The organism is Flavobacterium algoriphilum, assembly GCF_048158655.1.
GTDB lineage: Bacteria > Bacteroidota > Bacteroidia > Flavobacteriales > Flavobacteriaceae > Flavobacterium > Flavobacterium algoriphilum.
This window is the reverse complement of sequence record NZ_JBLNKY010000005.1, coordinates 244,753-257,530: the sequence shown is the minus strand read 5'-3', so window position 1 is coordinate 257,530 and position 12,778 is coordinate 244,753. Positions and strand designations below refer to the sequence as shown.

The window sequence follows — 12,778 nt, the reverse complement described above, 5'->3', positions numbered from 1 at the left end:
AAAAATATAAGTATCATGAAAAATTCAAACTCTTTATCCCAATCCCATAAAATTTTGGTTTTAAATACACTTGCATTTACTGTATGTTTTGCATGTTGGACTTTAAATGGTGTTTTAGTAACATTCCTAGTAGACAATGGAATTTTTAAATGGAGTGTTGTCCAAGTGGGCTGGCTTCTTGGTATTCCAATTCTAACAGGTTCTATTATGCGTTTACCAATAGGTATTTTAACTGATAAATTTGGTGGGAAATATGTATTCTCCATATTACTGCTCCTCTGTTCTATCCCTTTGTTCCTACTTCCTTTAGCTGATAGTTTTTTCATGTTTGCCCTGCTGAGCTTTTTGTTTGGTATGGTAGGGACCAGTTTTGCAGTTGGAATTGGATATACCTCTATTTGGTACCCAAAAGAATGGCAAGGTAGAGCATTGGGAATTTTCGGAATGGGAAATGCTGGAGCTGCAATAACTACATTTCTTGCCCCTTCATTATTGAATCATTTTTCAATTGAAGACCCACAAAATGGTTGGAAATTATTACCGATTATATATGGAACTGCGTTGGTAGTTATTGGTGTTGTATTCTTGGTTTTTGCAAAAAACAAAAAAATAGAGAACCAAACCAAAACGGTTTCTCAAATGCTTCAATCCTTAAAAAGTGTCAGAGTATGGAGATTTGGAGCCTATTATTTCTTAGTATTTGGATGTTTCGTTGCGTATTCCCAATGGTTGTTACCCAACTTTATGAACGTGTATCAAACTAGTCTTGTCATGGGCGGATTATTTGCTACCATGTTTAGCTTGCCCTCTGGTGTGATTCGTGCTTTTGGTGGTTATTTATCCGATAAATTCGGAGCTCGAAAAGTGATGTATTGGGTATTAGGATCTTCTGTACTATTAAGTGCTTTATTGATGATCCCAAAAATGGATATTACTACAACAGGTCCTGGTGTAATGGCTACAAAAAAAGGAACTATTACAGCCGTTTCTGATACCAATGTAAAAATTGGTGATAAAGATTTCCTTATTGCTCAAAAAGTAGAAAAACGTATGGAAAGCTCTATTTTTCCCATCCGAACTTCCTGGCAACAAGTAGTTGTAACCCAAAATCAAGAAGTAAAGAAAAAGGAATTAGTTGCTAAAGGAATAACTCACATTCGTTTTGACGCCAATATGTGGGTATACTTAGTTTTAGTAATTGGGATTGGTATTTCTTGGGGAATTGGCAAAGCGGCCGTTTACAAACACATTCCTGAATATTTCCCTACAGAAGTTGGTGTTGTCGGTGGAATGGTAGGTATGATAGGCGGTATTGGTGGTTTCTTTGGACCAATAATCTTTAGTTATTTATTGACTGCAACAGGAATTTGGTCAAGCTCTTGGGTATTTATCCTGCTATTCTCAGCAATATGTCTGGTTTGGATGCATCTTACTGTAACCAAAATTATGAACGAAAAACACCCTACGCTATCCAGAGAAATGGAACGTAAAAAATAATACTTTTTTGAATGGGTTATTTAAGTTAAAAAAAATATTAATAATCAAACCAGTAAATAACACTTTCTATTACGGTTTTACATCTTGTGTAGAGGCTAAAAAATCAACCGCAAATTCGCAGATTAAAGCTGTGCGTTTGCGGTTTTGTTTTTAATAGAATGAAAATCTAAACATTAATTTCTATTCCCCGCTACCGCACGAATCCTTTCGTGTGGTTCGTTATCATTTAAATACTAAACATTCTAAAAACAACTACATCGTCAATTAATCCTTTTTGACCTGAATAATCAATGGCATTACTGTAAACATAATCTTCCGCTTTATAAACTAAGCCTCCTTCTACAGGATTATTGTGTACATAGTCTATCTTTTGTTGAATAACGGCATTGCTCCACAATTCTATAGGTTGATTAATAAATCTTTGTACTCATTACGAGTAAATACACCTATCCAACCTACTACTGAGAAACTTATAAAGTACAAACCCTCTGGATTATGACCCGAGACGATAGTCGAACGGACGAAGTAAATTTATAATTTCTACTCATAATTACTGGTTTTAAGATTAAGTTTAGTTTTAATCTACATGCACCACACGAAAGGATTCGTGCGGTAGCGGGGGAAACTTATAAAATATGCTCCAGATTTTTCAGCAAATTTGTATTTTCCACTCATTGGTTTTAAATTAAAAATTGACTTAGGTTTGTGGGCACGAGCATTTGCCAATAATTTAAGAAACATATTTATTCACTAAGTTTTCAATGGCTAGCGCGAGCGTCCCGCTCGTGCCCATAATCAAATTTCTCTTCTCTTTGTTTTTCGCAATAATTTAATGATTCAATTATCTTTCCAAAATATAAATCCTTTGCGGGCACGAGCGTGACGCTCGGGCTAGCTGGGGGGGGGGGGGGTATTTATGCAATATGTAGATTTTCAGCTTTTTGTTTTTTTTGAATTTCTTTTATCGTTAATTCCTTGCCAAATATTTCTTGGTGTAATCCAGTATTATTTATTGATTTAACTAATTCTTGAATAGCTTCTGATGAAAAATAAACTTTAGATTTTTTTGAAAAACTATCAGTAGTTTCAATCCAAATAAATTGTTTAAAATCTTGATTTATCGAATTTTCATCAGGATCATCAACTTTAAATTCTGAGCTATTTGCCCACTTCAAATACGCTATTAATATTTTCAATTGAGCAGTTGTTATTTTATAAATTGCTTTATTTTGAATTGCTTTTACAAGATTACTTAAAATTATATGATCTCTATTGTTTTGAAATTCACCAACGATTTTATAAAGAGGTTTTCCTTCGTTCGTAGTTATTTTACCAATTTCTCCTGCCGTAATAGCATTTAAAATAATATTAAACACTCCATTATGAGTTTTATCAATTTCAATGTCACTACCTGATAAAACATTATCTTTACTATTAAAACCGTAAACTTTATTTTGCATAGGATTCAAAATAAGAACTTCTCTAGGATTTATATCTACCATTTCAGGCAAAAGTTTTGACCATATTTCCATAAATTCTTTACTTTTTTCATTTGCTTTCATTTGAATAAAACGGTTGAAACTTGCAGTTGAAATATTAGCGTGTTCATTTTTACTTGAAGCTCTGTAATAAATTGCTCCGTTCAATATTTTGTATTCAGGAAAATTATCTTTAGGTACAAGAATGTTGTTGTTTTTTTCGATAATGATGTAAAAGAATTTTCTAGCTCCAACTTGAAACATTTGTAAATCTAAGGAAACTCCAACGTTGGTAATTTTTACAAATTGTTGGGTCACATCATTTAAATCGATATTTGTTAAAAGGTCAATATTTAGTTTATCAAGACCTGTATCAGCATAATTCCCACTACTATCTTCATTTATTCCAATTAATATAATTCCACCGTCAGCATTTGAAAATGAAAGAATGTCTTTTGCGAAATTCATTGAAAAAAGCTCAATGTTTGATTTTGAAGCAGTAATATTTAATCTAAGTTTATAATCAATTAAATTATTTTCTTTTGGGAAAACTCCATTATTTTTAATTTCTGAAATTATAGTTTCAACTTTCGATTTCAATTCAATTAAGTTCATTTATTAAATTTTTTAATTAATAATTTTATTTAAACAATTTCTGTTAAGTTCCTATAAACTGACGGCTAACGTTCCTCAATGGTGGGTTAAGAAAGCCTAAACTTTCGGTTAATATAACTATTTTACAAGTACAAAACCAACTTCAAATTAAGCCCAAAACCCGCCATATTGCCAAGCGGCGGTTGGCAGAAGTATTAATTATTTACATTACCTTGACGTATTATTATTTCTTCTTGTCTTCTTTTTTCTGCTTCAATTTTTTGTTTTTCCATTTCGATTTTGTGAAGCTCTTGTTTTTCTTTTTGAACTTGTTCAGCCGTTACTAAAGAATGTTTAAAATAATCCGCTGTATTAATATTATAGCCTTGACTTTTTATGTAAAGATTTAATGCCAATGCTGTTGGTGTTATATTTGCAATTAATTCTTCACTTGCAGCTTTGAAACCACCTGCACTATGTATTAATTCTAATGAACGAAGATGGTCCAACTCTCTATCGATTCTATGAATATTATTGGTTTTTGTCAATTCAATTAAAAGATTACAGTCTGCTTCAAGATCATCACCAACTACAAGCCCATTTTTGTATAAAATCTTTCTGGAGCTTTCACAGGAAAATTTGAGTATTCTTGCTTGTGCAACAGTTAATTGTTTTAATAAATCAACGAAAATTAAATTTTCGTCATCTTGTCCATCTTCAGTGCACGATGATGTAAAAAGCCCTGCCCACAATTCTTGAATTTCATCGTTGTCATTTAAAGAACCGTTTTCAATTATGGATAATGCAATTCTTGGATGTGATTTAATTTGCAATGATTCTCCCTGAAAATCTAACTTCCCTTTTGCTTTTTCCATAATATTTAAGATGTTGCATAATCTCCAATGTCTTACTTTATCTTTTAATAAAAGTCCTATTTCATCGAGAGCAGGTAAACAAACACTTTTTAAAAAACCTTCTAATCCTTGAAATGATTTTTCAACTCCTGTATTTACAGCATCCCCTATAGGTTTTAATCCTAAAATATCTAAACTAGATTTATTTTCCATTATGTCTTTTTTCTAAATATTCTGCCAACTATATAGTACTGCAGTTATCCGACTTATTACCCCTAAATTGGGTAGATTGTAGCGATAAACATCAAACGGTACTTCCTTCAAACATACAAATTAATTACCGAAAAATCTGATAAAAAAAGCTTGACAATTATATTATTTTCAAAAATAATTCCTTCTTAATTGTAAACTTTACGGAAAACCACATTCACATTCTTTTTACACAAAATCCCTAGCCCCGGGAGTAGTGAAAACCCCATGCAGGAGGAGAACCACTTTTTCTGGTAGTGGCAGAGCGACCACAGGGAGCTCCTGCCGGCGCCTAGAAAAAGGGTTGGAGACCAAATGGATTGTAACGAATAATGGACCCGAGTGAAACGAACATACGAAGTAATTAGCTCCTAAAAAAAATTGTAGAAAATTAACCGCCAATAGCAATCATGCTGCGGTTGTCTTGATTCAAAGCGGGATTGTTTACCTCCTCGATAGTAGTCATTCCTGCACGTACTTTCTTTTTGTTTTTAATGGCAAAAGCAATCCAGTCTTCTATCGCTTCGTCATTTCTGAAAGGCGTCAATACATCTGTCTCGGAGTTGGAGAACAGACAGTTTTTTATTTTCCCGTTTGCTGTAAGGCGAATTCTGTTGCAACCGTCACAAAAAGGATTGGTTATCGAACTGATAATCCCAAAGCTTCCCAAGTAGTTTTTAATTTTGAATTCTCTGGCAGTGAAGTTTTTATCGTCTTCTAATTTCTCTACATGGGATTCTGGGAAATGATGTTGTACCTGATCCAGAATCTCCTTTTGAGAAACCATTTTGCTCTTGTCCCACTTATTTCCTGCAAAAGGCATGAATTCTATAAACCGAATCGAAATGGGTAAAAACTCAGTGAGTTTAATAAAATCAATAATTTCATCGTCATTGAATCCTTTGATCAAAACCACATTGACTTTGATTTTGAAATCATTGTTCAACAATAAATGCAAATTATCAATTACACTCTGAAACTGGTCTCTAAGCGTAATCGAATGAAATTTGGAGGCCACCAAAGTATCTAAACTCAAGTTGATTTTTTTGACGTTAAATTGCTTTAAAACGTCTATATGTTTGTTAATCAAAATTCCGTTTGTAGTAATGGAAATCTCAGTTTGAAGCGAAGCCAGTTTAGCTATTATTTCAGAAAAATCTTTTCTTAACAACGGTTCTCCGCCGGTAAGTCTTATTTTATCAACACCATTATTGACGAATGTTTGGGCGATGGCGTGAATTTCGTCAGCGGTCATCAAGCTCGCTTTTGGACTTAATACAATTCCATCAGCCGGCATGCAATAGGTACAACGCAAATTGCATTTCTCAATTAAGGAAATACGCAAATAGTTGTGTTTACGTCCAAAATCATCCGTTAAAACAGCATTATTTGGTGTCATGATTTTTGCCTTTTAAAATATGAAAAACATGCAGCACATGAGGAAATATGGCATCCATGGATTCCTTTGCGCCATTAGTTGAACCTGGTAAAGCCAATACCAAAGTATTCCCTAAAGTTCCCGCAACTGTTCTGGAAAGCATCGAATACGGCATACGCTGTTGCCCATAATTGCGAACGGCCTCCTCAATTCCCGGAATTCTGGTTTCTAATAACGGTTCTAGTGCTTGCGGTGTAACATCTCTTGGCGAAAGCCCAGTTCCTCCGGTAAAAATGATCAATTGATTTTCTTTTGCGAAAGCTTTAGTTCGCTCTTGAATCACATCAATTTCATCAGGTATAATTTCGTAATGCGTAGTTTCAACACCGCTAATTTCCAGTTTTTCAACAATAATTTTTCCGGAACGATCTTGTTTATCTCCCGCAAAAATTGAATCGGAACAAACAAAAACCGCCGCTTTAATGGCTGATGGAAATCTATTTTTGAAAGACGATTTTCCGCCTTCCTTACTGATTAATTTAATCGTCGAAATCTCGATGTTTTTGTCAATTGGTTTGAGCATGTCATACATCGTAAGCGCCACAATCGAAGCACCGTGCATCGCCTCAACCTCAACTCCGGTTTTGTAAACCGTTTTTACCTTGAAGATAATATCAATGCTTAATTCGTTGATTTCATATTCCACCGATGTGAATTCAATAGGAATAGGATGGCAATCAGGAATGGATAAATGCGTATTTTTCACTGCAAATAGACCGGCCGTTTTGGCCATTTCCAGCACGTTTCCTTTTGGAACCAGATTATTTACAACGGCATCAATTGTGGCTTGAAGACTTACAATTACTGTTGCCTTTGCGGTTGCGGTTCGGAGCGTACTTATTTTATGTGTGATATCAACCATTTATATGTGTCTAAAGTTTTAAAGTCTAAAGTTGCAAAGTCAGCCTCTTGAAAACAACAAAACCGTTATTTTTAATTCGTTTGGATTATTCTATTTATAACCCGTTAGTGTAATTCAATTTGTTTAATTTTTTACACATAGAAACATAGATTTTAAAATTTTGGAAGGCGTTTCACTTTATTAGAGAAAACCTTAGTGTGAACCCAAGAATTGGACTATTCAACTCTTTTTTTCTATGTTTCTATGTGGCTCAATTTTTTTATTTAAGATTAATTAAAATTTTTATTGATTACACCCAACGGTTATTTATAGTATTCAAAAAGACTTTCGAATTTATGACTACAAACTGTTTTTCTTCCAAGTAAAAGTACTGTTTTCGAATATTTCTTTACCAAAAATTGGCACATCTGTTTTAATCCAATTCACAATCGTTTCAGTGGCTTCATATACTTGCTTTCTTCTGGTTGCCGAAACAAAGACAAACAAACAGATTTCTCCTACTTTAACAACGCCCAAACTGTGATAAATGTGCATGCAAATCAAATCAAATTGCGCGAAAGCCTTCTCTCTAATCACGTTTAGGGATTCGTCTGCCATTTCTTCGTAAGCGCTGTAATCAATTGCAGCTACGGTTTGACCATCAATTGCATCGGCTCTGACTTGACCCAAAAAAATATTGTGTGCTCCAATAGTGGTTTTCGATTGGTGTTTCGCAATCGAATTCCCTATAAATTCCGATGAAATTGGTCCCTGAATGAAAAAAGTTTTGGTACTCATGCTCTTTATTTTTATATTTTAGGAAACAGAAACCGTTCCTTTATGCAGTATTTTATCCAATGCAATAGCGCCTCCGGCAATACTTCTGGCATTAATGAAATTATTATTTCTAAGAATTTCAATTGCTTTTTTACTTCTAATTCCGGATTGACAAAAAACAAATAATTCCACATTAATATCCAACTGATCTAGGGTTGCTTCTAAACGATGTAACGGAATTTGAATTCCATTTTTGATTGTTATTTTTGGATGCTCCTCTGCATTTCGAACATCCAGAAAAACAACTTCCGGATGATGCATTTGTTCTAATGCAAGAGCAGCACTGATTTCAATAGTTGCACTTTCAACTGATGTATATTTATTTTCGAAAGCTACTCTATCGATCGTATTTATTTCTGTTTTTGAAAAATCAAACTTCTGTTGCTCGTTATTCAACATATTATAAACTAATAATTTACCAGACAACAACTCTCCTATTCCCAAAACCATTTTCAAAACTTCATTCGCTTGAAACATTCCAATGATTCCAACCGATATTCCCATAACACCAGCATCATTACAGTTGCCAACTTGCGCTGATTCCTCAGGAAAAAGACAGCGGTATGTAGGTCCGTTTTCATAATTAAAAATAGAAACCTGTCCTTCAAATTTATAAATAGAACCGTAAACAAACGGTTTGTTGGTTACGCAACACGCATCATTAATCAAAAATTTAGTATTCAGATTATCCGTGGCATCAACCATAATATCATACTGTTCGAATAATGAAATTACATTTTTAGAGTCTAATTTTTCAGTAAATGCATTTATTTTTATAGAAGGATTAAGTTCCAAAGCCATAGCTTTTGCTTCGAGAACCTTACTTTTCCCCACCGAACTGCTTTTGTAAATCACTTGGCGTTGCAAATTGCTCACTTCGATTCTATCATCGTCAACAATTCCAATTTCCCCTATTCCGGCTGCCGCCAAATACGGTAAAACAGCCGTACCCAATCCTCCGGCACCAATTATCAAGACTTTGGTTTGTTGCAGTTTTTGTTGCCCATTAATACCTACTTCAGGAAGTATAATTTGTCGGTTGTATCGTGCTGTTTCCATAAATTTAGGTTTTGTAGACAAAAATCAAAAAATTTATTACTGATGCGGAGTTTTTTTTTAAAATCTTAAATCAAAAATCGTTAATCAGCAATCAAAAATCCTAACCTCCAGCAAATGGTGGTAATAAAGCAACAACATCATTGCTTTTCAGCATATAATTTGCTGTATCCTGTACTATTTTTTGATTAATTGCAACACTAAAAGAAAGTTGACTCAATTGGTATTTTTGTTCTAATGCTGCTACTAATTGGTGTAAAGGTAAACCCGAAAAAGAAAATTCTTCTCCTGGAGTTTTTGTTTTTTGGGCTATGACGCCAAAATATTTGACTGCGATCATGCCGTTAAATTTAAGTTTTGAAAAATAAACTCATCATCCGAAAATTCCTCTTGAAAATAAGTCTTTAATTTTGAAGCATTTCGCACCACTTCGCCTATGACAATAATTGCAGGAGAAGAAAGTTGGTGCTCTTCGACTAACTTCGCTATAGAACTTATGGTTCCAACCACTTTTTTCTCCGTGTTTTTGGTACCATTTTGAATGATGGCAACAGGCAAATCATCGGTTCTGTTGTTTTGATAAATCGAAATAATTTCGTCCAATTTATTCATTCCCATCAAAATAACCACAGTTGCTAATGATTGAGAAGCCAAAGCCACATCTTTGGACAATTTATGATCCGAAGTAGTTCCGGTAATTACCCAGAAACTTTCGGCTACTCTTCTTTGTGTCAAACTGATTCCATTAGACGCCGGCACCCCTAAAGCAGATGAAATTCCAGGAACAATAGCAGTTTCCAAATCAAATTTTTGAGCATATTCTATTTCTTCGCTTCCTCTTCCAAAAACAAATGGATCGCCACCTTTCAATCGAACAACATGACCAAAACGTTTTGCCATCGACACAATCAATTCATTGATTTGATCTTGGCTGTACGCGTGACAACCAAAACGCTTTCCAACAAAAATGATTTCTGCCTTTGTAGCATATTGCAATAATTCTTCATTTACAAGCGCATCATACAAAACAACATCAGCACTTTCGAGTGCTCTGATTGCTTTTAAAGTGATCAACTCTACATCTCCGGGACCTGCCCCTACGATTGTCAATTTTGGTGTATTTGAATTTTTCATTTTAACTAGGATAAATTGGTATTCAATTCGTTTAACTCGGCAACAGAATTTATATTTTTAAACAGATGTCTTTTGGCATTCGGAATCGGAATCAATTGATGTTTTACATTTGAAATGAAGCGCATCATTTTCAAATCATTAGCAGCAATTGCCTTTTTTAAAACAGGTATTAAACTTGTAGCATAAATCCCTATCAAAGGATGAATCCGATCAGTATCTTTAAAAACAGAAACCTCAAAATTTGTACCATGATTTTCAATCAATTCCAACAGTATTTCGGTAGAAATTAATGGAATGTCGCAACTCAATATCAAATTCATCTCCGTTTCTGAATGGACCAGTGCTGTATATATTCCTCCCAAAGGTCCTTTATGAACTACTATATCTTTTATTTTCTTATATGCTAAATAATCGTAATCGTTAGTATTCGTAATCAATTGAATGTTACTTGATATTGGCAAAACCGCTTCAATAATATGCGCAATAAAAGGTTTGTTTTGGTACAACACCAATCCTTTTTCCGACTGCATTCGGCTGCTTTTTCCTCCACAAAGAATTGATACTTGCATACTTTATAATTTATTGATTTAAACAATCAACTTCACGCTCGCTAATAGGATTACTGTTGCTAACACACATTTCAACACTTTATTGGAAAAATATCCGCTCCCGTAATAGGCGCCTAACATCCCTCCGAAAACAGCTATTGGAACTAAATAAAAACTTTCTGTTGGAAATATTTTGTCTCCCATAAAATAGCCCGAAAGTCCTGCAATAGAATTCACCAGAATAAATAAACTTGAAATGGCTGCTGTTTCTTTTAACGTTGCCCAACCCAATAATAAAATAATTGGACTCAGGATAACACCGCCACCAATCCCTAACATTCCGGATAATAAACCTATTCCAAAACCTATCCCCATAGCTAACGGAATATTCATTTTAGCACTATCTGTTTCTTTAGAATTAAAAAAACCGAACAATCGCAACGCTGCCAGAATCAATACGATTCCTAACAATATTTTATAACAACTATTTTCTAACGGAATCATCCCGCCTATAAAAGCCGCCGGTACCGAAGTTATCGCGAAAGGATAAAACAGTTTGGGTTTAAAGAAATCTTTTTTATAATAAAAGAAAAAAGAAATTCCTGAAACAAACAAATTAAGCAACAAGGCGGATGGTTTCATCACCGAAACAGGGAATGCAAAAATGGCCATCAATGCCAGATATCCGGAAGCGCCACCATGACCCACGCTGGAATACAAAAACGCAACCACCGCTAATAATACGCCGAATAAAATCAAAAAATCATTATTTACTATTGACATCTTACATCTATTAATTAAGTGGTATAACCAGTACTTCCTGATCTTTTTCAACATTTACCACATCATAAGGCAAATAAATTAAAGCATTTGCTACCGCAAAAGTGTTCAACATGGCTGAACTTTGACTCTCCAATATGGTAACTTTTTCATCATCATACAACCCTTTCAAAAACAAGGATTTTCCTGTTGTATTCTCTATTGTTGAACTTATTTTCCGTTTGATTTTTGGCAAATGAATTGCTTCAAAACCCATATTTATTTTTAGCGCCGGATGCACATAAATATAAAAACTGGTCAATGTTGAAGCTGGATTTCCAGGCAAGGCAAAAACTAATGTTTTGTCTTTTTTTCCAAAAAATAACGGTTTTCCTGGTTTCTGATTAATTGTATAAAACAACTCTTCTACTCCATTAGATAAAAGTGCTTCTTTTACAAAATCATAATCTCCAACCGAAATTCCGCCCGAAACAAGCACAACATCAAAACCCGAAAGACAACATTGCAAAATTATTTTTGTCGCTTTCAAATTATCCTTTACCTGGAATTTTTCTATTTTTTTAATCCCAATTCCCTGCAAAGCAGCTTCCAGCATAATAGAGTTACTCTCGTAAATCTTCCCTTCAGATAATTTTTTACCCACTTTTACCAATTCGTTCCCAGTAACCACAATTGCTACTTTAGGTTTGGCATAAACTGTTATTTCCGTAATTCCCAAACACGCTAAAAATCCGATAGCCGCAGGAGTAATCAGGGCATTATTTTCAAGTACCAGTTCGTTTTCTTTTATTTGCTCGCCTTTGTTTCTGACATTCGCAAAAAGAACAGGCATTTGGGTAATTTCAAGTGTTTTATTTTCAATCGTAGTATGTTCCTGCATGACAACGGTATCCAAATTATCTGGAACATATGCTCCGGTGAATATTCGTATTGCCTGATCTTTCTTTATTTTCTTATTCGAAAAATCACCAGCTTGCGAAATGCTAATCACATTAAACTGTTGTAATTCACCATGTGTAAAAGCATAACCATCCATCGCTGATTGACGGAAAGGCGGCATATCCATGGGAGAATAAATTGCTTCCGCCAAAATATAACCAAGTGATTTGGCCACTTTAATTTTTCTGATAGGCATCTTGCAACTATTTTCTGCAATAATCGATAAGGCTTGGTCCACTTGTATCATACAATGCTGAATAAAACTAAGTAAAAGTACTTATTGCAAATATACGTAAATATGTGAAGTTGAACCAACAATTACCTATAATTACTTGTAAAATGCATATACCAAGATTTAAACAGTTTTATTTATTAAAAAACGAACAAAGCAATACCAAATCTGTAAAATCTGTAAAAGGAAATCCCGAATCTAGAAAATATTTTGAGTTTCCATTTTAAAATTTTTAACCCATCCAGATATAGGATACTTAAATACTCTAAACTTAACCTTATTTTAAATCCAAAAACATAAA

Annotated in this window: 13 protein-coding genes; 1 reads left to right on the top strand and 12 read right to left on the bottom strand. The window is 34.1% G+C overall.

Annotation, left to right across the window (positions count from 1 at the left end; translation table 11 throughout):
• Positions 1 to 15 precede the first annotated feature (15 nt).
• Positions 16 to 1,497: an MFS transporter gene (locus tag ACM55G_RS10850; RefSeq protein WP_416843945.1), complete on the top strand. Its 1,482-nt coding sequence runs from the start codon at positions 16 to 18 to the stop codon at positions 1,495 to 1,497.
• Positions 1,498 to 1,723: 226 nt separating this feature from the next.
• On the opposite strand, the gene ACM55G_RS10845 is transcribed toward ACM55G_RS10850, so the two are convergent.
• From ACM55G_RS10845 to ACM55G_RS10790, 12 genes are all read right to left on the bottom strand, one after another.
• A complete protein-coding gene (locus ACM55G_RS10845; RefSeq protein ID WP_416843944.1) occupies positions 1,724 to 1,894 on the bottom strand; it encodes a hypothetical protein in 171 nt (56 codons plus the stop codon).
• A gap of 517 nt (positions 1,895 to 2,411) precedes the next feature.
• The gene (locus ACM55G_RS10840; RefSeq protein ID WP_416843942.1) at positions 2,412 to 3,590 is read right to left on the bottom strand and encodes an ATP-binding protein; all 1,179 of its coding nucleotides are present in this window, start codon (positions 3,588 to 3,590) and stop codon (positions 2,412 to 2,414) included.
• 194 nt (positions 3,591 to 3,784) lie between these two features.
• Positions 3,785 to 4,636, bottom strand: coding sequence for an Abi-alpha family protein (locus ACM55G_RS10835; RefSeq protein WP_416843940.1), 852 nt, complete (start codon positions 4,634 to 4,636; stop codon positions 3,785 to 3,787).
• Between the two features lie 427 nt (positions 4,637 to 5,063).
• Complete coding sequence (gene moaA / locus ACM55G_RS10830) at positions 5,064 to 6,071, bottom strand: GTP 3',8-cyclase MoaA (RefSeq protein WP_416843939.1); 1,008 nt, start codon at positions 6,069 to 6,071, stop codon at positions 5,064 to 5,066.
• Positions 6,058 to 6,972 carry a bifunctional molybdenum cofactor biosynthesis protein MoaC/MoaB gene (gene moaCB / locus ACM55G_RS10825; RefSeq protein ID WP_416843938.1) on the bottom strand — a complete coding sequence of 305 codons (915 nt, stop codon included), beginning with the start codon at positions 6,970 to 6,972 and terminating at the stop codon, positions 6,058 to 6,060. Before moaCB ends, moaA begins: the two co-directional genes overlap by 14 nt.
• A gap of 339 nt (positions 6,973 to 7,311) precedes the next feature.
• Entirely contained in the window at positions 7,312 to 7,749 is a 438-nt protein-coding gene (locus tag ACM55G_RS10820; RefSeq protein WP_416843937.1) for a molybdenum cofactor biosynthesis protein MoaE, read from the bottom strand.
• Positions 7,750 to 7,767: 18 nt separating this feature from the next.
• A complete protein-coding gene (moeB, locus tag ACM55G_RS10815) occupies positions 7,768 to 8,847 on the bottom strand; it encodes a molybdopterin-synthase adenylyltransferase MoeB (protein ID WP_416843936.1) in 1,080 nt (359 codons plus the stop codon).
• A 100-nt stretch (positions 8,848 to 8,947) separates the two neighbouring features.
• Positions 8,948 to 9,184, bottom strand: coding sequence for a MoaD/ThiS family protein (locus tag ACM55G_RS10810; RefSeq protein WP_416843935.1), 237 nt, complete (start codon positions 9,182 to 9,184; stop codon positions 8,948 to 8,950).
• Positions 9,181 to 9,978: a uroporphyrinogen-III C-methyltransferase gene (gene cobA / locus ACM55G_RS10805; RefSeq protein WP_416843934.1), complete on the bottom strand. Its 798-nt coding sequence runs from the start codon at positions 9,976 to 9,978 to the stop codon at positions 9,181 to 9,183. Before cobA ends, ACM55G_RS10810 begins: the two co-directional genes overlap by 4 nt.
• Positions 9,979 to 9,983: 5 nt before the next feature.
• On the bottom strand, positions 9,984 to 10,547 hold the full coding sequence (locus ACM55G_RS10800; protein WP_416843933.1) for a molybdenum cofactor guanylyltransferase: 564 nt from the start codon (positions 10,545 to 10,547) through the stop codon (positions 9,984 to 9,986).
• A gap of 18 nt (positions 10,548 to 10,565) precedes the next feature.
• Entirely contained in the window at positions 10,566 to 11,309 is a 744-nt protein-coding gene (locus ACM55G_RS10795; RefSeq protein WP_416843932.1) for a sulfite exporter TauE/SafE family protein, read from the bottom strand.
• Between the two features lie 10 nt (positions 11,310 to 11,319).
• Positions 11,320 to 12,492, bottom strand: a complete 1,173-nt coding sequence (locus tag ACM55G_RS10790) for a molybdopterin molybdotransferase MoeA (RefSeq protein WP_416843931.1) — start codon at positions 12,490 to 12,492, stop codon at positions 11,320 to 11,322.
• Positions 12,493 to 12,778: the final 286 nt, after the last annotated feature.

Excerpts from the sequence above, each read along its gene's own strand:
- ACM55G_RS10850 (WP_416843945.1), top strand. The coding sequence starts at position 16 with ATGAAAAATTCAAACTCTTTATCCCAATCCCATAAAATTTTGGTTTTA.
- ACM55G_RS10840 (WP_416843942.1), bottom strand. The coding sequence starts at position 3,590 with ATGAACTTAATTGAATTGAAATCGAAAGTTGAAACTATAATTTCAGAA.
- ACM55G_RS10835 (WP_416843940.1), bottom strand. The coding sequence starts at position 4,636 with ATGGAAAATAAATCTAGTTTAGATATTTTAGGATTAAAACCTATAGGG.
- moaA (WP_416843939.1), bottom strand. The coding sequence starts at position 6,071 with ATGACACCAAATAATGCTGTTTTAACGGATGATTTTGGACGTAAACAC.
- moaCB (WP_416843938.1), bottom strand. The coding sequence starts at position 6,972 with ATGGTTGATATCACACATAAAATAAGTACGCTCCGAACCGCAACCGCA.
- ACM55G_RS10820 (WP_416843937.1), bottom strand. The coding sequence starts at position 7,749 with ATGAGTACCAAAACTTTTTTCATTCAGGGACCAATTTCATCGGAATTT.
- moeB (WP_416843936.1), bottom strand. The coding sequence starts at position 8,847 with ATGGAAACAGCACGATACAACCGACAAATTATACTTCCTGAAGTAGGT.
- ACM55G_RS10810 (WP_416843935.1), bottom strand. The coding sequence starts at position 9,184 with ATGATCGCAGTCAAATATTTTGGCGTCATAGCCCAAAAAACAAAAACT.
- cobA (WP_416843934.1), bottom strand. The coding sequence starts at position 9,978 with ATGAAAAATTCAAATACACCAAAATTGACAATCGTAGGGGCAGGTCCC.
- ACM55G_RS10800 (WP_416843933.1), bottom strand. The coding sequence starts at position 10,547 with ATGCAAGTATCAATTCTTTGTGGAGGAAAAAGCAGCCGAATGCAGTCG.
- ACM55G_RS10795 (WP_416843932.1), bottom strand. The coding sequence starts at position 11,309 with ATGTCAATAGTAAATAATGATTTTTTGATTTTATTCGGCGTATTATTA.
- ACM55G_RS10790 (WP_416843931.1), bottom strand. The coding sequence starts at position 12,492 with ATGATACAAGTGGACCAAGCCTTATCGATTATTGCAGAAAATAGTTGC.